At 68.2% G+C, this 17,746-nt stretch carries 20 protein-coding genes; 18 read left to right on the top strand and 2 right to left on the bottom strand.

Annotated elements, in window-relative coordinates; genetic code table 11:
* Positions 1–59 precede the first annotated feature (59 nt).
* Positions 60–728: a TetR/AcrR family transcriptional regulator gene (locus ALI144C_RS37075; RefSeq protein WP_237774498.1), complete on the bottom strand. Its 669-nt coding sequence runs from the start codon at positions 726–728 to the stop codon at positions 60–62.
* 91 nt (positions 729–819) lie between these two features.
* On the opposite strand from ALI144C_RS37075, the gene ALI144C_RS37080 reads away from it, so the two are divergent.
* The 10 genes from ALI144C_RS37080 to ALI144C_RS37110 all read left to right on the top strand — a co-directional run bounded on the left by ALI144C_RS37080 (position 820) and on the right by ALI144C_RS37110 (position 7,362).
* Complete coding sequence (locus tag ALI144C_RS37080; protein WP_202819144.1) at positions 820–1,293, top strand: SRPBCC family protein; 474 nt, start codon at positions 820–822, stop codon at positions 1,291–1,293.
* A gap of 29 nt (positions 1,294–1,322) precedes the next feature.
* The gene (locus ALI144C_RS37085; protein ID WP_076991877.1) at positions 1,323–2,000 is read left to right on the top strand and encodes an FAD-dependent oxidoreductase; all 678 of its coding nucleotides are present in this window, start codon (positions 1,323–1,325) and stop codon (positions 1,998–2,000) included.
* A 99-nt stretch (positions 2,001–2,099) separates the two neighbouring features.
* The gene (locus ALI144C_RS58525) at positions 2,100–2,225 is read left to right on the top strand and encodes a hypothetical protein (RefSeq protein WP_269086720.1); all 126 of its coding nucleotides are present in this window, start codon (positions 2,100–2,102) and stop codon (positions 2,223–2,225) included.
* Positions 2,226–2,241: 16 nt separating this feature from the next.
* Positions 2,242–2,466, top strand: coding sequence for a hypothetical protein (locus tag ALI144C_RS37090; protein ID WP_076991878.1), 225 nt, complete (start codon positions 2,242–2,244; stop codon positions 2,464–2,466).
* A complete protein-coding gene (locus tag ALI144C_RS55915) occupies positions 2,463–2,630 on the top strand; it encodes a hypothetical protein (RefSeq protein ID WP_168211444.1) in 168 nt (55 codons plus the stop codon). The genes ALI144C_RS37090 and ALI144C_RS55915 overlap by 4 nt, the downstream gene beginning before the upstream one ends.
* Before the next feature lie 769 nt (positions 2,631–3,399).
* On the top strand, positions 3,400–4,608 hold the full coding sequence (locus tag ALI144C_RS37095; protein WP_076991879.1) for an MFS transporter: 1,209 nt from the start codon (positions 3,400–3,402) through the stop codon (positions 4,606–4,608).
* A 92-nt stretch (positions 4,609–4,700) separates the two neighbouring features.
* Positions 4,701–4,970 carry a hypothetical protein gene (locus tag ALI144C_RS59240; RefSeq protein WP_441297591.1) on the top strand — a complete coding sequence of 90 codons (270 nt, stop codon included), beginning with the start codon at positions 4,701–4,703 and terminating at the stop codon, positions 4,968–4,970.
* A 306-nt stretch (positions 4,971–5,276) separates the two neighbouring features.
* Positions 5,277–6,038: a LuxR C-terminal-related transcriptional regulator gene (locus tag ALI144C_RS37105; protein ID WP_083753720.1), complete on the top strand. Its 762-nt coding sequence runs from the start codon at positions 5,277–5,279 to the stop codon at positions 6,036–6,038.
* Positions 6,039–6,734: 696 nt separating this feature from the next.
* Positions 6,735–6,890: a hypothetical protein gene (locus ALI144C_RS55920; protein ID WP_168211446.1), complete on the top strand. Its 156-nt coding sequence runs from the start codon at positions 6,735–6,737 to the stop codon at positions 6,888–6,890.
* Positions 6,891–7,008: 118 nt separating this feature from the next.
* A complete protein-coding gene (locus ALI144C_RS37110; RefSeq protein WP_143231087.1) occupies positions 7,009–7,362 on the top strand; it encodes a hypothetical protein in 354 nt (117 codons plus the stop codon).
* A 435-nt stretch (positions 7,363–7,797) separates the two neighbouring features.
* Here ALI144C_RS37110 and ALI144C_RS54895 read toward each other — a convergent pair whose 3' ends face one another.
* Positions 7,798–8,049, bottom strand: a complete 252-nt coding sequence (locus tag ALI144C_RS54895) for a hypothetical protein (RefSeq protein WP_143231088.1) — start codon at positions 8,047–8,049, stop codon at positions 7,798–7,800.
* Here ALI144C_RS54895 and ALI144C_RS37115 point away from each other — a divergent pair.
* The 8 genes from ALI144C_RS37115 to ALI144C_RS37150 all read left to right on the top strand — a co-directional run bounded on the left by ALI144C_RS37115 (position 8,035) and on the right by ALI144C_RS37150 (position 17,745).
* Positions 8,035–9,291, top strand: coding sequence for an ATP-grasp domain-containing protein (locus tag ALI144C_RS37115; protein ID WP_076991883.1), 1,257 nt, complete (start codon positions 8,035–8,037; stop codon positions 9,289–9,291). The two genes, ALI144C_RS54895 and ALI144C_RS37115, sit on opposite strands and share 15 nt — an antisense overlap.
* 111 nt (positions 9,292–9,402) lie before the next feature.
* Positions 9,403–11,061 (top strand): DUF885 family protein, encoded by a 1,659-nt coding sequence (locus ALI144C_RS37120; RefSeq protein WP_076991884.1) that lies wholly within the window; start codon positions 9,403–9,405, stop codon positions 11,059–11,061.
* A 313-nt stretch (positions 11,062–11,374) separates the two neighbouring features.
* Positions 11,375–12,133 (top strand): thioesterase domain-containing protein, encoded by a 759-nt coding sequence (locus tag ALI144C_RS37125; protein WP_269086721.1) that lies wholly within the window; start codon positions 11,375–11,377, stop codon positions 12,131–12,133.
* Positions 12,111–13,223 (top strand): acyl-CoA dehydrogenase family protein, encoded by a 1,113-nt coding sequence (locus tag ALI144C_RS37130; RefSeq protein WP_076991886.1) that lies wholly within the window; start codon positions 12,111–12,113, stop codon positions 13,221–13,223. Before ALI144C_RS37125 ends, ALI144C_RS37130 begins: the two co-directional genes overlap by 23 nt.
* Complete coding sequence (locus ALI144C_RS37135; protein WP_076991887.1) at positions 13,220–14,059, top strand: acyl-CoA dehydrogenase family protein; 840 nt, start codon at positions 13,220–13,222, stop codon at positions 14,057–14,059. The genes ALI144C_RS37130 and ALI144C_RS37135 overlap by 4 nt, the downstream gene beginning before the upstream one ends.
* Entirely contained in the window at positions 14,056–15,852 is a 1,797-nt protein-coding gene (locus ALI144C_RS37140; protein WP_076991888.1) for a non-ribosomal peptide synthetase, read from the top strand. Before ALI144C_RS37135 ends, ALI144C_RS37140 begins: the two co-directional genes overlap by 4 nt.
* A gap of 100 nt (positions 15,853–15,952) precedes the next feature.
* Positions 15,953–17,464, top strand: a complete 1,512-nt coding sequence (locus ALI144C_RS37145) for an NAD(P)/FAD-dependent oxidoreductase (protein ID WP_076991889.1) — start codon at positions 15,953–15,955, stop codon at positions 17,462–17,464.
* Entirely contained in the window at positions 17,461–17,745 is a 285-nt protein-coding gene (locus ALI144C_RS37150) for a phosphopantetheine-binding protein (RefSeq protein ID WP_083753723.1), read from the top strand. Before ALI144C_RS37145 ends, ALI144C_RS37150 begins: the two co-directional genes overlap by 4 nt.
* Position 17,746 lies beyond the last annotated feature (1 nt).

Genomic DNA, 17,746 nt, shown 5'->3' on the forward strand with positions numbered 1-17,746 from the left:
CCCCGCACACCAGGGACGACGCGCGGCTCCGGGAGGTAGCCGATCATGCTGAGCGGCCGTCAGTCGCTGCCCGTGCGTTTCGCTGAACGTCGCCGGGGCCGAGGAGGGGGCCCGGAGTTGGCCGCCGGGGCGGTGGGTTCGATTCCGAGGGCGAGGTGGAGTTGGCGTGTCCACCAGTGGACCTGCGTGGCGGAGTCGTCGGCCGCGGCGCCGGTGATGCCGGCGCTACGGCGGAAGTCGCTTCCGTAGAGGGCGTCCGTCGCCATCGCTTGGTGGAGGGCCGCGACGGCGAGGCGCGTGTCGTCGAGCGAGCTCCCGGGCGGGCGGAGCCGGTGCAGGGCGTCGACGACCGGATCGAGCATGCCTGCGCCCGGGTCGCGCCAGCCCGCCGTGTGCAGCGCTACCGCGAGCTCGCCGTACCCGCGCCGGTACAGGGATTCGAGAGACTCGACGAGTTCGAGGAGATCGGCGCCGCGGTCCAGCCACGCTGCCAGGACATCCTCGAGCGCGGCCCGGAGCCGTCGTCCACCGTGTCGGAGGAGTTCGGCGAGCAGCTTCTCGCGATTGCCGAAGTGGTGCGTGACACCGGCGTCGGTCATGCCGACCCGCGTGGCCACCGCGCGCACCTGTACGGCGGCGACGCCGCCTTCGGCGAGCAGTGCGGCCGCGGCGTCCATGATCAACCGGCGAGCCTCTTCCGGGGGCCTTCGCGTGCGTGAGGCGGTCACGGCGGGCATCTTACCTTGACACGCCAAGATCATCATTGTACCTTGGCGGCCCAAGGTAGATTGGGACGGGACTGTGGGAGGGTGCGTCATCGTGTCTGTAGGGAAACTCGACCTCGCACAGGCTCCCGCCGCGTATGCGTGCATGATCGTCCGTAGGCCCGCGGCGGAGGCGTTCCAGGCGTTCGCGGATCCGGCCGTCACCGCACGTTTCTGGTACAGCAGGAGCAGCGGCCCAATGGTCGCGGGAGCCGACCTGCGCTGGGAGTGGGAGACGTATGGCGCGTCCGTCGAGGTTCGGGTCAAGGAGGTGCGGGAAGGCCGCCTGATCCGGTTCGAGTGGCGGAGCTACGAACAGCCGACCACGGTCGAGCTGCGGTTCACCCCGCACGCGGAGGATGCCACGTTCGTCGAGGTCAGCGAGTCCGGTTTCCAGGGCTCAGTGGACGACACCGTCCGTTGGATCAACGACACCGTCGGCGGCTTCAGTACCGCCTTGTGCGCGATGAAGGCCCTGCTCGAGCACGGCGTTGAGCTCAACGCCGTCGCTGACCACCACCCCGCCTGAGGATCAGCGAGGATCGAAGGACCCCACCTATGACGACCTCACCCCGCATCGTCATCGTCGGCGGGGGACCAGCCGGCTTGATGTGCGCGCGTGTCCTGCAGAGGCAAGGCATCCGGCCGGTGGTCTACGACGCGGGCACCACCGTGCGGGGCCAGGCCGGGACTGGCCGGGATCGCCACCGCAGCGCCCTGGCCGAGTTCATTCCCGCCGATGGCGACCAGATCGACCGCGGCCAGCTGCGGATCCTGCTCCACCAGCCGCTGAAGCCCGGTACAGTCCACTGGGGACACGAACTCGTCCACGTCGCCCCACTCGGCGGAGGGGTGCACCGACTGGAGTTCGCCAACGGCGTCAGCGCGGAAGCCGATCTCGTCATCGGTGCCGACGGTGCGTGGTCAACGGTCCGCCCCCTGCTCACCGACGCGGTGCAGCGCGGCTTCTGGACCCCACCCGCCCCGCTGACCTGGGACCACGTCCCCGGTGCCACCCTGATCGGCGACGCCGCCCACCTGACGGGACCCTTCAGTGGCCACGGCATGAGTCGCGCGATGCTCGACGGCGCGGAACTCGCGCACGCCATCACCGAGGAGGACAATCTCGACGACGCGGTCGCGCGCTACGAGGCAGCGATGTTCCCGCGATCCGGGGAACTCGCCGTGAGGACGTGTACCCCATCCCAGCGCCGATCTTCGCGTGCTCCCCGGTGAGACCGCAGACCAGGGCTGTTCGTGCCAGCGCCGTGTTCGTCTCGTGTGAGCAACCCCCCCGGTACGCCAGGGCGTGGCTGGAGCGGTGGGGGTTGCGTCGTGTTCGATAAGGACAGAGGTTTCCTGGTCAGCCCGTTCAACACCCGTGCCGGGTTCGACTGGCCGGATCCGATGGAGATCGTCGACAGCACGTTGCGCAAGACCTGTTCACCGCGGGTACATTGACTACAATGGACGGTTTGTGCGGATCGCCGAGCAACTCGCGCTCGAACTCCTGCGCACCATCGGCGCTCGGGACTTCGGGTTCAGCCCGCTCGCGCCGGGTGTCGTGCCCGCGCCGGACGGCCACGCCCGCGCACGTCAGCTCGACGAGATGGCCGATTTGTTCGACGTGGCAAGGAGTCTCGGCGTCGGCGTGACGATCACGTCGCCACAACGGGTCTTCGCGACTTCGACGAACTCGTGACTGTGACGAACCGCGCGATCGGACTCGGGGCGGTGCGGCTGGACCTGATGGACTCGCTGAGCAGCCTCGGCCCGGAGGCCATGACGGTGTTCCTCCGGCAGTTGCGGGCGCGGTGGTCCGCGCGGAGCTCGGCAAGATCGTGCACCTCCGCCTCCGGCGCATGATCGCGTCGCTGACCGGGTGGTGCATTCCGTCCATTGTGGAGATTGAGCGATGCCTGTGCCCGTCGGCGTGACCCGCGTGAGCGGGCCATGGAGGGTACGCGTGTCGGTGGCGGCGGGCTCGCTGACGACAAAGATCTGCAGCTATGCGCATGTGACATTGCGCCCCGGGTGAGCTCGTAGCAGAAATGACCGGTGGAGCGCCAGGGGTGCGCCACTGGATGGGATGTCAACGGTGCTATGGGCAGCGATAACACGAGTGGTACCACCGACGGCCACCGCCGATCGGCCCGATAACGTTGACATCAGTGATCACTCTGTCGATGACGATCTCGTCGCCGGTCGGATGATCAAATTCGGTATCGGAACCTCGCGTGGCACCGCCTTCAGTATGATGGGACGAGTCGACAGTGGTATGTCGCTACTGTCGGCATTTCTCGTCGATCGAAGTCACTCGTCTGGAGCAATCCTTGATCACCGGGTATTGGCTCTACACATCGCCGTGCCACAATCGCGCAGACCGCCAACTACGAGGATTGACCCGAGTCGGTATGCGTGGCAACATCCTGCAAGGCCAATACCGGGGGGAACACCGTGCGGAAGTATCGATCATCGCGCCTGAATGATTCTGCCTGCCTCTGGCGTGCAATGCTTGCGACAGAGAGACCCGCGCCGGTCCACATTCGACGGTCGCCGATCGTGGTGACCAGCGCGGTCGTGAGCAACAATGGTTGTTGAGGAGCACCCGTCGGTCATCCAGACGCTTCGGGGGATGTCGCGACCCGTCTGGCTCCTGCTGATCGGCACCCTGATCAACCGGTTGGGCAGCTTCCTCCAGGTCTACCTGGTGTTGTACCTGACCGCCCGCGGATTCTCGACCGGCAGTGCCGGACTTGCCTTGGGAGCCTTCGGTTTGGGCTCCGTGATCGGTGTCATCGTCGGTGGCTCGGTGACCGACCGGCTCGGCTACCGCCGCACGATCGTCAGCTCCATGCTGGTCGCGGGCGTACTCACAGTCGCACTGGCACACTTGACGAACATCGCGCTGGTGGTCGTCGTCGCCGGCGCCATCGGCCTCACCTCGCAGGCGTACCGCCCGGCCGCGTCGGCGCTGCTCATCGACCTGACTCCACCGGCGCAGCACATCATGGTGTTCGCCGCTTACCGGCTCGCCTACAACGTGGGCACAGTGGCCGGTCCATTGCTGGGCGCGCTGCTGATCACCTACTCATACCAAACGATGTTTTACGGCAATGCGATCGCCCTCGTGGCATTCGGATTGCTCGCGTTCAGCCTGCCGCACTACGCGAATGCCCCGAGGTCGGCGCACGCCGACGACGACGAGCAGGCGGACACGTCGGAACCGCTGAGCCCCGGCGGCAGGCCACCGTCCTATTGGGCCGTGCTGACCGACACTCGTTTCCTCGTGTTCAACATCTCGATGCTCCTCATCGGGTTGGTGTACATCCAGAGCATTTCGACGCTGTCCCTGCACGTGACGGCATCGGGGCACTCGCCGGCTTTCTACGCGGTGCTGCTGTCGGTGAACGCATTCGTGATCACCATCTTCGAGCTGCCGCTCACCAGGTTCGTCCAGCGGATGTCCGACCGGGCGACCATCGCACTCGGCAACGCACTCGTCGGCGCCGGAATGGCGATGTACCTGGTCGGCCCCTCCGCGGTGGTGCTCGTGGTCGCGACGCTCGTGTGGACCGTGGGCGAGATGGTCGGAACGCCCACCATGTCGGCGTATCCGGGCCGGATAGCGCCGCCGGGACTACGTGGACGCTATATAGCGTTGTCGGAGTTCGCGACCCAGGTCGGCTACGGGGCCGGCCCGGCCCTGGGCGTCGCCCTGTGGGCCGTGTGGCCGACCGGGGTCTGGTGGATATGCGGGGTGCTGACCGTGGTCTCGGTCTTCGGCTCCATGGTCTCGATGCCCGAGACGCGCGGCCGGGCCCGGCGGCCACGCGACGGTTAGGACGCGTTTCATCGGCGCCCTGGCCGGGAGTGTGGTGAACCGAGCTGAAGAACAGGGGTGTTGGGGATGTGTTGACGGTGGCGTGTGACGGGGTGATCGGGTGGCCAGACGCGATCATCACCGTTTGGCCGAAGACCACCACGCAGATGTGCGGCGTTCAGTTGCCGCGCAACGGTTTCCGGTATGCTGGACGGCAGCGCGGCGACCCGATCGCCCAGGCCGCCGCCCGGATGCGGGACAACGCCTGGGCGCGAGTTCGTGCCGTTGTTGGCGTTTGTCGCGGCGGTCCGGCGAGTGATCTGCTTGATCAACGCCATCGAAAGCGCGCACGCCCGGGTCCGCCGGGCAGGCGAAGCCCATAGGCCCGCGTTGAACGCCGGGCGCGAATAACCGCAGCTCAACCGGAGTCGCACCGCTTGTTCGACAGTTCTGTCAGGTCAGCGTGTGGCCACTCCAATTGGCCCGATGCCAATTGGAGTGGCCGGGATCTTTCCGACCGGGTCGGGATTCGGCGCGTATCCCGCCAGGTGGTGAGTCGGCAATAATGAAAACGTGAAGACCACCTAGTCAATGGCCGCGGATACGTGCCGGGTACGGCTCCGCACCAGGCCTGGAGAAGCGGCTCGATTGTGGTACACGAATACGGTGGACTGGGGAGGGGCTGTCCGATGAGTCGCACGGTGGACGGCCCGGGGGCAGGGCAGGGGCTCAGGGTCGTTGTGGTGTCCCCGGTACGGATCTACCGCCAGGGGCTGGCGCACCTGCTCGACATCGAGGACGGGTTCGAACTGGTCGGCAGTGCGTCCGGAGTGGACACAGCGGTGGCGTTGCTCAGGCAGCCGAAGGTGGATGTCGTGCTGCTCGACATGACAGGCGACATGGCAGGCAGCCACGGTCTGGAGACGCTGCACAGGCTGGCCGGGCTCAGCGACGTTCCCTGTGTGGTGATGGGGATTCCGGAGCGGACGGCGGATGTGGTGTCCTACGCCGAGGCGGGGATAGCTGGCTACGTCACCAATGAGAACTCCTTCACCGATCTGCTGGACACGCTGCGCTCGGCGAGCCGGGGTGAGTTCGCGTGCAAGGGGAGTGTCGCCGCCGGGCTCGTGGAACGGCTGTCGGTACTGGCCAGGGAACGCCGGGCCGTGCCCCTGCCGCAGCTCACCGCACGCGAGCAGGAGATCGCGGTATTGCTGGAATCCGGCCTGTCCAACAAGCAGATCGCAGGCCTGCTGCACGTCCAGCTCACGACGGTGAAGAACCACGTGCACAACATCCTGGAGAAGCTCGGCGTCCGGGGACGTGCCGAAGCGGCCGACATGGTCCGCAGGCACCGGCTGGCCGAGGCGAGATCCGGATCGTTGAAGGGATCCAATACGGATCCGCGGGATTCATGCCCGTCGCAGCGGGTGTCGGCAGAATCGCCTTGACTGATACCCGGTTGGGCGGAGGCCGAGGTGTTCGTACAAGCCACAGGAAGCACACCAGGACAGGCACGCGGTGGCACGTCATTGCCCGCCGCGCCGGCGGCGCGAGTGGGCGCTCAGCCGGTGTGCGGGCACACGCGAGGCGGGCACTTCGGCCGGTCGTTCCCAGTTGCCGCACGAGATCATCCGCACGTCGCAGCGGTAGCGGCCGGGAATTGCGTCCGATTATGATGTCCTGCAACGAATGCGGGCCAGATCGTTGTCGCGGGGGCGGCTGCGGTGCCGGGTGTGCCCGGCAGTGGACTGGTGTCGTTGCGTGACCCAACCTTTTCGTGCCGGACTTCTTCGGCTTCACCGACTTCGCTGAAAAGCGAGTTCGTGCCGCCGGTGGCGAGGCTGGCCGCGGCCACGGCGCGGTGCGTCAGGATCCAGTGGATCAGCAGACGGGCCAAGGGATTGCGTGCGCGTCTCCTCGTCCACCGGTCGGCGACGATCGCCTGCTGACGTGAAGCCGCGGACCGGGCAGCCGGTGTTCGTCCTGTCGCGAGCGGGAGCGGGGCGGCGATGCGGGTCGCCGCGAACGTCAGGGTAAGCTTCCGTCCGGCGCGCGGGGTGAGTTGTTCGGTTGGCCCGTTTCCCTTCCCAGCAAGCAAGTCCTGACTTGGCCACGCCAGGTCCGCGCGGAGCTGCGAGGGCGTCGTGTCCGACCAGCTCGGCGCTCGGTTCTTCTTCGAACACGTCGACGCGATCAACGCCCCTGCCTGCGGCCGATCACCAGGCGGCGTCGGTCCAGGCGTCACCGTCGTCGACGACCAAGCACGCGTGAACCACCCTGCCCTGTTCGCGCTGCCCTGAGCGGGGACCACGCGGGATCCAGATCCAGATCCCGTCTGGACCCAATATTGATCCCGGGGATTCATGCCGTCGGTCCGGAACATCACCAGACTGGCCTTACCTGAGGCGGTGCACGCCGATGAGCCCGATTCGAGTCCTTGTCGCCGACATGGCGGTCCTTGACCGCGACATCGTGGAGCGACTCGCAGGAGAGTGGCCGGACATGACGATCGTGAGCGAGGACGCCGATCTCGCCGACGTCGACGTGTTGCTGGTGCCCGAAGCGGACTCGCTGGCCGGATACCTGAGTCTGATGTGGGCACACCGGCAACTCGGCGTCGTGATGGTGGATCCGGCAGGCGGACTCGTCTGGGTCTGCCGGGTCGCCGTGCCGACGTGGGACGCGGGCACCACTTGGGAGCAGCACCTGGCCGAGGCCATCCGGTCGGCAGCCGATCCGGCGCGGATGGACAAAGCCAGCCTGGAGAAGTGAACCACGTCGCGAAGGGTGTAGTTGGGGGATGGGGAGCAGTGCGAAGCTCGCGAGCCCGCATGCCGGCTCGACCCGGCATTTCACCGATGTATCTCGGATGTCGCGGCAGGACGATGACAGGACTCAGGCGAGCGTGCGCGGAGCCGGTCGCCTGCCCGTCGGCTGTCGAAAACACCGTGATTCTGTCCAGTTATTTGGAAACTTGACGAATACCAACGCGAGGATGGTTGCGGAAGGGCAACGGTCCGGACTAGGGTCGTAATTGATGCAGACAGTTCGCATTCAGATGGGAGGGGGTCCTGTTGAAGCGATCGTCTGATCGTGGGGAAAGCTTTGATCATGAGAACAGGACGAGGAGAATGGTCTCGTACGAGGCCGTTCGGACATAGTTCCCACTGCGGTGGTCAGGTCGGCTGACGCAGCTCACGTGACCTGTCATGCGCTTTTCGCAGTGCCCGCCGCGGTGATCGCCGCGCGCGGGGCATGCCTTTCGGTCATTACCGCCAATGGGCGGCATTGGTCGATGTCTTCCCGGGCATGTCGAAACGGTGGTGACACCGCGATATGATTGTTGTTGTCGGCATATTTCGTATTCACCGCCTCGGTGAAAATGTCCTGAAATAGCCGCCATGCGTTAACGCTCGTCAGGCCAGAGATGGAGAGGATCCCCCGATGACCGGCATCCACGTCGCCTTCCTCGAGACCAACAGGACAGGCAGCGGTTACGAGGTGATGCGTGTCGCCAAGCAGCGTGGCTGGCGGGTCACCCTCGTCGCCAAGGACTTCGACTTCTACCTGCAGCCCGGCCAGCAGCCGATTCCGATGGACGTGTTCGACGAGGTCGTCAAGGTCGACACCGACGACCCGGAGGCGGTGGCGGAGATCCTGTCCCAGCGGCCCGACCGGCCGGACGCGTTGATCTCGGCGAGCGAGTTCCACATGCTGGGTACCGCGCGGACTGGGCGGTTGATGAAGCTGCGGGGCCAGGATCCCGAGGCTGTCCGGGCGTGCCGGGACAAGTCGCTGGGGCGGCAACTCGCCGCGAGCGCGGGGGTGCCGATCCCGAAGTTCGTGCTGGCGGCCACCCCGGAGGAAGCGGCCGCCGCCGATGTCGGATTCCCTTGCGTGGTCAAGCCTCTGGACGACTCGGGTAGCTACGGCGTGCGGCTCTGCGCGAACTCCCAGGAGGTCGCCGACCACGCCAAGGCCCTGCTCGAGTGGACCCACAACGAGGTCGGGCAGGCCAAGCTCCCCGGCGTCCTGGTCGAGGAGTTCATGCACGGCCGGGAGATCAGCGTCGAGGTGATCGTCGCCGACTCGAAGGTCAACATCATCGCGATCACCGACAAGGTGCTGCTCCCGCCGCCCATCTTCTACGAGATCGGCCACACCGTTCCGGCGAGCCTCGACCCCGAGGTGGAACGCGCCTGCCGCGAGGCCGCCGTGCAGGCGCTCGCCGCCATCGGCTACGACTTCGGTGCGGCGCACGTGGAACTCATGCTGACCGACGACGGGCCCAAGCTGGTCGAGATCAACTGCCGCCTCGCCGGTGACCAGATCACGCGGCTGGTCAAACTGGCGACCGGATACGACATGCACGCGGCCCTGCTCGACATCTACCTGGGCACGGACCCTGGTGCGCCGCCATCGTCGCAGGGCGGCGCGGCCATCGTGTTCGTGCCGAGTCCCGGTGGCCGGATTCTCAAGCTCGACGGGGTCGAAGCCGCCCGCTCGATGCCCCACGTCGTGGACGTGGCGACGTTCGTCGAACCCGGTGCTGTGCTCCCAGTAGAGGCCGCGGGCTATGACCGCCTCGGTTATGTGGTCACTGTCGCCCCGGACGGACCGACCGCCGCGTCGTCCGCTCAGGCCGCGCTCGGCGCCATCCAGGTGGACGCCGAAGCCGTTGCGGAATCCGATCTTCGGTGACCGGGATCGGGGACGACGAGATGTCACGGGAGCAGTTCGTCGATGCGAACGGGAATTTCGCCAGGAGGCGTGGTTTATGAACATCGCCTGGGGGCACGGAGGGGGTGACGCATGACCGAGACAGCCAAGACTCACGCGGAACTGGCAGCGGAATTCCGGGACTGGCGCACCCTGACCCAGCCCGATGACGGCGACGACGTCCCGCGCGTGGACCGGCCGCACGGCTGGGTCGCCGACTGGTCGGCGGACGCCGTCGCCGCTCGGCGCGCGGCGTTGGCGGACTTCACCAAACGGCACGAGGCCATCGACTTGTCGGGCGAGCCGGTCGACGTCCAGGTCGACGGGCGCCTGCTGGGATCCGCCCTGGCGCGGGTGCACTGGGAACTGGACTTGTTGCGCCGCTGGCAGCGCAACCCGGGTTTCTACGTCGAGCAAGCGCTCCTGCACGTCTTCAACCTGCTGCTGATGGCACCGCCTTTCAGCCGGGAGCGGGTCGCCGACATCGTCAGGAACCTCCGGCACGCCCCCGTGATCCTCGATCAGGGGCGGGAAAACCTGGCCGGGCACGCCGCTGCCCCGTTCGCCGAGCTGACGCTGCAAGGGCTCAGCACGGCCGGGGCGGATGTCGAACGCGCCATGGCCGCGCTGGCAACCGTTCTCACGGCGGAGGGCTTCGCCGAGCCGGACACGGCCGAGTTGCTTGCCGCGGCAGGGGAAGCCGCCCGCGGTCTGGACGCGTTCCGCGACTGGCTCGGCTCGCAGACGTGCGACGGTGACGCCGTGGTCGGGCCGGAGGCGATGCGGTTCTTCCTGCACCGCGTGGCCCTGTTGCCCTACTCGGCCGACCAGTTGCGTGACCTGGCGCGCGAGGAGTTCAACCGCGCCATCGCGGCCGAGGCGATCCTCCAGCGACGTGTCCGCCATGGCGAACGCGTCCCGCCCAAGGATCTCCCCGAGATCATCGAGCGGCTCCGCGACGACGAACTCGCAGTGCGCCGTTTCTACGCCGACCAAGACCTGCTCAGGTTGCCGGACGACCTGCGCCACTACACCTTCGCGGCCATGCCGCCCTACCTCGCGCCCTTGAGCTGGCTCGGCGTCACGCACGACATCGGCTCCATCGTGCGCCCCACCGAGGACGCGGTCTGCTACATGAAGCCGCCCTCGGACGGCATGTCCTACTTCGCGCGGGCCAAGGCGCGGGATCCTCGCATCGGTCTCACCCACGAGGCCGTCCACGCCCTCCAGGCAGCTCTGTCGTGGCGGCACCCCAACCCGGTGCGCCGCCACTTCTACGACTCCATTCCGAACGAGGGCATAGCGTTCTACAACGAGGAACTGATGCTGCAGGCCGGTTTCCTCGACGACATGCCGGACAGTGCCGTGTTCATCGCGAACTCCATGCGGCTGCGGGCGTTGCGGGTCGAAGTGGACATCCGGCTCGCCGTCGGCACGCTCACCATCGACGAGGCCGCGGATCACCTCGCCGAGATCGTGCCGATGGACCGCCCCACGGCCTGGCAGGAGGCTGCCTTCTTCGCGGGCACGCCGGGCCAGGGCCTGAGCTACCAGGCGGGCAAGGCGCAGGTGCTCGCCCTGCTCGCCGCGTGCGCGCGGCAGTCCGTCCACTTCGACCTGCGCGAGTTCCACGAGCGCCTCTGGCTGGACGGCAACGTCCCGCTTGCCTTGCTCCGCTGGGAACTCCTCGGTCTCGACGACCACATCAGTCAGGCCGACCGGCTGGCAGGCGTCGAACCGGCACCGGGCTGATCCGGAAGGCGGGCGTGGGTCCGCTCGCCTTGACCAGGGGGAACGAAGTCATGACAACAGCTCCAGCACGGCAACACCGACACAAGCGCGTGGGGTCGATCTAGCTACTCGACGCGGCCACGGTTGCCCGCGCCGCCCTCGATCGTCTTCTGCCGGCCTGGTACCGGGGTGCCCGCGCTGGTTTCACGCGGAGTTCCGGCCCACCCCCGCCCTGTCTCGGGTGGGATCGCCGGTTGCCTTGCACGGCATGCGGTTCCATCCGCGCGGGCGCACATCGCCGCCGGTCATTCGCGGCACCGACTGGGGAGTTCTGATGTCCGAATCGGACAGCGTAGAAGTGGTTGAGGGCTCGTCCCGAGAGCGTTGCCGGGTCAGCTTGACGGCGGTGCCCGCGGGAGCCGCGGTGGTGCACCTGGTCCATCCGGCAGGTGGATCGGTGGCATGTTACCGCGGGCTGGCAGGCGATCTGTCACCCGAGGTGGCGACGGCGGCGTTCCTGCCGGTCGCATTGGACGGCGGTGTGCTGGACACCGACGTCGAGTCGATGGCCGAGCGCTACCTGGCGGAGGTGCCGCCGGGTCCGCTGCTGCTGGGCGGGTGGTCGTTCGGCGGGCTCGTCGCCTTCGAGATGGCGAGGAGATTGGCGGCGGCCGGACGCGCGACCGGGCCGTTGCTGATGATCGACACGCCGCTGCCGGGGATCGGGGCGGTCGACGACGCGACGATCCGCGTCGAGTTCGAGGCCGAGCTGAGCAGGATGGCCGGCGCGGACGGCATCACCGCCGAGGAGCGCGCGACCCGGTTCGAGGTGTTCCGCACCCACTGCCTGGCGCAGGTCGCCTACCAGCCGCCGAGCCAGGTGACCAACGACCTCGTGTTCATATCCCGCAAGGACAACCAGGACGCGCCGCGCTGGCAGGAGCACACGACAGGACGCCTGCGCCTGCGCCGGTTCCCCGCTGACCACTACGAGCTGATGAGGGCGCCGCACGTGGGTGCCATAACCCGATTCGTGAAGACAACGCTGACCACCTCCTGGAAGACGTCTCATGAACCCAACGCTGACTCCTGAGCTGCAACTGTTCCGGCAAGAGCTACGCGACTTGCTGGCCAGGCCCGAGGTCGCGGCGGAACTGGCCGCCATCGCCGATGTGCCACCGGAGGAGTGCTTCCCCGAGACGGTGTACCAACTGCTCGGTGCGCACCAGATGCTGGCTCCGGCCTGGCCCCGGCGGTACGGCGGGCGGGACGCGACCGCGGCGCACGCCGCGATAGTGCAGGAGGAGTTGTCCGGGCACGGGATACCGGACATGCCCTTCATCAACACGATCACGAACGCCGGGGCGCTGCTGCTCTTCGTGGCCAGCGCCGAGCAGAAAGCCCGCTTCCTGCCTCCGCTCGCCGCCGGACTCGGCACGATGGTGGTGCTGTACAGCGAGGCCGAGGCGGGGTCGGATCTGGCGTCGCTGCGGACCCGGGCCGAGCGCGTCGACGGCGGCTGGCGGCTGTACGGCTCCAAGTGGTACGCCGTCCAGGTTCGCCGGGCGGGCTACGCCGTGGTCGCGGCCAGGACTTCCGATCGGGGCCGGGCCGAGGCGGGCATCACCTTGTTCCTCGTGGCACTGGACAACCCGGCCGTCAAGGCGAGCCTGGTCGAGTCGCTCTACCCCGATCCGTTCTACGAGGTGCTTCTGGACGGGGTGCACGTCCCCGACTGCGACGTGCTCGGGCCGGTCGACGGCGGCTGGTTCGTGCTGGCCGCGGGCCTGGCGATCGAGCGGACCGGCGTCGACTACAACGCCAAGGCCAACAGCTGGCTGAAGACCGTGGCCAAGCAGGTCGAGGCCCGCGACGACGCCGTCCTGCGCGACCGCCTCGTCAGCCTGCAGACCCAAGCCGCCGCGGGACGCGTGCTGGCGTGGCGGCTCGTCGAGCGCCAGCAGGAAGGCGACCTGAACGCCGAGGAGGCGGCGATGGCCAAGTGGTTCAACAGCGAGCTGTGCGTCAAGGTGGCGCAGCTGGCACTGGACGTCGGCGGCCCGGCGGACGCCACATCGGTGGCGATGCTGCGGGAGGCGCCCGGACTGACCCTGTCCGCGGGCGGCTCGGAAATCATGCTGGAGATCATCGGGTCCAGCCTGGGCCTCGGAGGGACGTCATGAGCGCCGAGCTGGACATGGAAGCCGCACGGGACTCGGCGTCCGCCTACCTGGCCGCCTTCCACAGCGGTACCGTCGCCGACCCGTACGCGGCCATCGAACACGCCATCGCCGCTGAATTCCTTGCCGGGCATGACATCGACGAGGTCATGCGGGCCAGGGCGGCGTCGCCTGTCGCGTTGCTGATACCCGGGCACGGCCAGGCCATCGCCGTGGGATCGGCAGGGTGGCTGCTGGCGGTGGGCTCCCCGCTTGTCCTCTACGCCGCGGACGACATCACCCGCCAGCCCTTGCGCTCGCTGAGCGAGGAGGAGCTGTACGCGGCCGACGCGGGCCCGGCGACCGGGCTCGTGGTGTGCGACAAGCCGGACTGCACCGCGTGTGCGCTGACCCAGGCGCGGCTGCACAGCCGGGCCGGGGCCTATCTCTGCGGCCTGGCACAGGGCGCCGTCAACGCCGCCGTCCGGCGCGTGCAGGAGCGGGTGCAGTTCGGCAGGCCGATCGGGAACAACCAGGCGGTCGCCTTCCAGCTGTCCGCGCTGACCGCCCGGCTGACGGCCTTGCACGCCCTCGGCGAGCACGTCGCCACCCGGATCGAGGCCGGTCGAACCGAAGCCGAAACCGTTGCGCCGGCAGACGCCTCGCGGCTGCTGGCGGCCTGCTCGGAGCTCGCGGTCGAGGCGACGACCACCGCACTGCACCTGCACGGGGCGTTCGGGCTGCGGTCCGACCAGGACGCACAGCGGTTCTACCGCAAGGCATGCGCATTCTCCGTTCGCCACGGAACACCCGCCCGGCTGCGACTGGCGGGCTCAACCCGAAGGGAAGGATCCCGATGACCAGCACCGGCCGCACGGACGGTCCCCCCGGCCCGGCGGCAGTTGGCCTGCACCACCTGGTCGAAGAGCAGGCGGCGGCGACGCCCGACGCGATCGCCGTGACCGGGCCCGACGCCACCTGGACCTATGCCGAGCTGGACGAGCAGGCGACCCGGATCGCGGTGGGACTGCGCGAGCGCGGGGCCGGCCGCGGCCAGCTGATCGGGATGGCGATCGAGCGCTCGTCCGCCGCCGTGGCCGCCATCCTCGGCATCCTGAAGACGGGCGCGGGCTACGTGCCGCTCGATCCGGAGTTCCCGGCCAACCGGCTGAGCTTCATGATCGAGGACTGCGCACCTCTCGTGGTCGTGCACGCCGGGGCCGACTTGCCATCCGTGCCCGGCACCGCGATGGTGGAGTTCGACGACGTCCTCGGCGCCCCGGGCGCACAGCTGGAGACCGTGGCCATCTCGCCGGAGCAGACGGCCTACATCATCTACACCTCCGGGTCGACCGGCCAGCCGAAGGGCGTCGAGATCCCGCACCGCGGCATCGTCGACCGCGTCCTGTGGGAACGCACCACCTACCCGTCGGGCCCCGAGGACGCCGTGATCCTGCATCACGCGCTGAGCTTCGACGTCTCGCTGTGGGAGATCTTCATCCCGCTGACCACGGGCGGGCGGCTCGTCGTCGCCGACCCGTTGTACGGACAGGATCCCCGGTACCTGACCGACCTGGTCCGTTCGGAGAACGTCACGTGCCTCGCGGTCGTGCCCGCGCTGCTGCAGGCGCTGCTGGACGAGGAGCCCGGGCTGGGCGACTGCCCGTCGCTGCGCGAGGTGTTCTCCGGGGGAGAGGTGCTGTCCCCCGCTCTGGCCCGCAGGTTCCTCTCGACGGCGAAAGCCGGTCTGCACAACCAGTACGGTCCGACCGAGTACTCGATCGACACGACCTACTGGGACTGCGGTCCGCTGGACACCGACGCCGCGATCCCGATCGGTTACCCGAGGACCAACTCCCTGCTCTACATCCTCGACCCCGAGGGAAAGCCGGTGGACGACGGCGAAGCGGGCGAGCTCCACATCGCCGGTCCGGGCCTCGCCACCGGTTACCTCAACCGGCCGGAGCTGACCAGGGAACGCTTCATCGACAACCCGTTCGACGGCGGCCGCATGTACCGGACGGGCGACATCGTTCGCCGCCGCGAGGACGGCGCACTGGACTTCGTCGGCCGGGCCGACGACCAGGTCAAGGTCCGCGGGTTCCGGATCGAGCTCGGGGAGATCGAGCGGGCGATCGAGTCCATTCAGGACGTCGAGTGGGCGGTGCTGACCACCGTGGGCAGCGGGGAGGACATGGCGCTCGCGGCCTTCGTGGTCCCCGGCACGGTCAACGGCCAGCAGGTCCGGGCCCAGCTGGCGGAAACGCTGCCGGAGTACATGATTCCCACGCACGTGGTCGCGCTTGACCGGTTCCCCCTCGGGCCGACCGGCAAGGTGGACAAGTCCGCACTGGTCCTGCCCGCGCAGCCGGTCCGGCAGGCCAAGGAGGTTCCGCGCGACTCGGAGGAGGAACTCGTCGCGGGCACCTTCACCGAGATCCTCGGCCTGCCGGAGGTATCGGCGGACGACGACTTCTTCGAGCTCGGCGGCAACTCCCTGCAGGCGTTGCGGCTGCTCAACATCCTGCGCAAGAAGACCTCACCCGATCTGCCGATCGCGGTGCTGTTCGAGACACCGACCGTGGCGGGCATCGCGGCAGCACTGCGCGATGTCGACCAGGTCCCAGATCCATCGGCGGTCGCGGGGCAGTGAAGGCAGCAGGCCCACGACCGCCGAAAGCGATGGGCCGACCTGCTCCTGGTGCTAGTGGTCGCAACCACCAGCTGAATCTCAACGGAACAACGGAGGATCGATGCAACGGCCAATCTCTGCAAACACCGAAAAGCCGACGCAGGCTGACGTCGTCATCGTCGGCAACGGCGCACTCGGTCTGTTCCTCGCCGAGGAGCTGATGGAGCGCCAGGCCGGCTCTGTCGTCGTGGTCGGCCCGAACGACCGGGACGCCGGTGCCAGCAAGGCCGCGGGCGCCATGCTCGGCACGTTCGGTGAGGTGACTGCGGACTCCCTGCGGACCCCCGCCTCGCGGACGAGGTTCGAGATCGGCCTCCGCGCGCACGAGCGCTGGCCGGACGTGATCAACCGCCTCGAGCCGTACTCCTCCAGCGGGTTCCCGCTGCAGACGGCCACCGAGTCGCACGTCGTCCTCAACGCCATCGGCGCGGAACTGGACACGATCAACTTCGAGCACATGATCAAGGCGCTCGACGAGTACGACAAGCCGTGGTCGGAGATCGACCCGAAGGACATCCCCGGCTTCAAGCCGAGGACCGACACCAGGGCGCTGCGCGCCATCCACGTGCCGGGCGAGGGAGCCGTGGACGCCCGTGGCGTGCTGGCCGCCCTCGAGGTGCGCCTGGACGAGATGGGCGCCACCCGGATCAACCAGACCGTGCGCAAGCTGATCAAGGACGGCGAGGCGGTGACCGGCGTCGAGCTCGACGACGGCCACATCATCGAGGCGGGGGCCGTGGTCGTCGCGACCGGCGCGCGCAGCGAGGCCCTGGTGCGCACCGTGGCAGAGGACCTCGAGCTCGTCCCCATGATCGCGGGCCTCGGCTTCGCGATGCTCGCGCAGCGCACGAGCGGTGAGCCGTTCCAAAGCGTGGTGCGGACCCCGAACCGTGGCTTCGCCTGTGGTCTGCACGTCGTGCCCGCCGGTCCGGGATGCGAGTACCTCGGCGCGACCAACCGCCTGGTCGACGAGGTTTCCAGCGTCACATGGGTCGGCGACGCGCGTTACCTCGCCCAGTACGCGATGCAGCAGCTGGACGAGCAGATCGCGCAGCACGAGGTCGTGGGGTGGCTCAGCGGCAACCGACCGGTGACCTTCGACGGCTTCCCGATGATCGGTTGGCTGCCCCTGCCCGGCCTCTACCTGATGACCGGCACGTACCGCGACGGCTTCCACTGCGCGCCACTGCTGGCCCAGCACGTCGCGAACGAGCTGCAGGGCCAGCCGGGAGTCATCGACTCGATGTTCAACCCGGTGCGCCGTCCGATCGAGATCAGGACGGTCGAGGAGTCCATCGAGGAGTACGTGATCCACAGCCTCGCCGCGTGGTTCGAGACCGGTGCGGAAGCCGCGCCGCAGATGACGACCACGCACCTGGCGGCCTACTACCGGGCCAGGGCAAGGGAAGCGTTCGACCAGCTCGGCACCGAGTACGCGTTCGGCCCCGACGTGCTCTGGTCCGCCGAGGGCAGCCTCGTCGGCGGGCGCCGGATCGCCCGGTACCTCAACCGCCTGCGTGGCAGCGCATCCACCTTGACCCCGGTGGGCAGCGGCATTGGAGACGCACGATGAGCAACCAGCAGGAGTCCCTCCTGGACGTCGTCACGAGACTCACCGAGAAGCAGCTCAACCTGGGCGACCGCAAGCTGAGCCCGTCCGACGACCTGTGGAACCTGGGCATGACCTCGCTCACCTGCATGGGTCTGATGCTGGAGATCGAGGACACGTGCGGCATCGAGTTGCCCGCCGACCGGCTCAGCCACGAAACCTTCAGTTCCGTGAACGGCATCGTCGCCGCTCTTGAGTCCGCCCAGGAGGGCGTCCGCGTGGACGAGACGGTCGCGCGGGCCTGAC

It is taken from the genome of Actinosynnema sp. ALI-1.44, from assembly GCF_001984155.1.
Classification (GTDB): domain Bacteria; phylum Actinomycetota; class Actinomycetes; order Mycobacteriales; family Pseudonocardiaceae; genus Kibdelosporangium.

Bases quoted from the DNA above. Each gene is read 5' to 3' on its own strand.
- ALI144C_RS37085 (WP_076991877.1), top strand. From the start codon at position 1,323: ATGACGACCTCACCCCGCATCGTCATCGTCGGCGGGGGACCAGCCGGC.
- ALI144C_RS37095 (WP_076991879.1), top strand. From the start codon at position 3,400: ATGTCGCGACCCGTCTGGCTCCTGCTGATCGGCACCCTGATCAACCGG.
- ALI144C_RS37105 (WP_083753720.1), top strand. From the start codon at position 5,277: ATGAGTCGCACGGTGGACGGCCCGGGGGCAGGGCAGGGGCTCAGGGTC.
- ALI144C_RS37110 (WP_143231087.1), top strand. From the start codon at position 7,009: ATGAGCCCGATTCGAGTCCTTGTCGCCGACATGGCGGTCCTTGACCGC.
- ALI144C_RS37115 (WP_076991883.1), top strand. From the start codon at position 8,035: ATGACCGGCATCCACGTCGCCTTCCTCGAGACCAACAGGACAGGCAGC.
- ALI144C_RS37120 (WP_076991884.1), top strand. From the start codon at position 9,403: ATGACCGAGACAGCCAAGACTCACGCGGAACTGGCAGCGGAATTCCGG.
- ALI144C_RS37125 (WP_269086721.1), top strand. From the start codon at position 11,375: ATGTCCGAATCGGACAGCGTAGAAGTGGTTGAGGGCTCGTCCCGAGAG.
- ALI144C_RS37130 (WP_076991886.1), top strand. From the start codon at position 12,111: ATGAACCCAACGCTGACTCCTGAGCTGCAACTGTTCCGGCAAGAGCTA.
- ALI144C_RS37135 (WP_076991887.1), top strand. From the start codon at position 13,220: ATGAGCGCCGAGCTGGACATGGAAGCCGCACGGGACTCGGCGTCCGCC.
- ALI144C_RS37140 (WP_076991888.1), top strand. From the start codon at position 14,056: ATGACCAGCACCGGCCGCACGGACGGTCCCCCCGGCCCGGCGGCAGTT.
- ALI144C_RS37145 (WP_076991889.1), top strand. From the start codon at position 15,953: ATGCAACGGCCAATCTCTGCAAACACCGAAAAGCCGACGCAGGCTGAC.
- ALI144C_RS37150 (WP_083753723.1), top strand. From the start codon at position 17,461: ATGAGCAACCAGCAGGAGTCCCTCCTGGACGTCGTCACGAGACTCACC.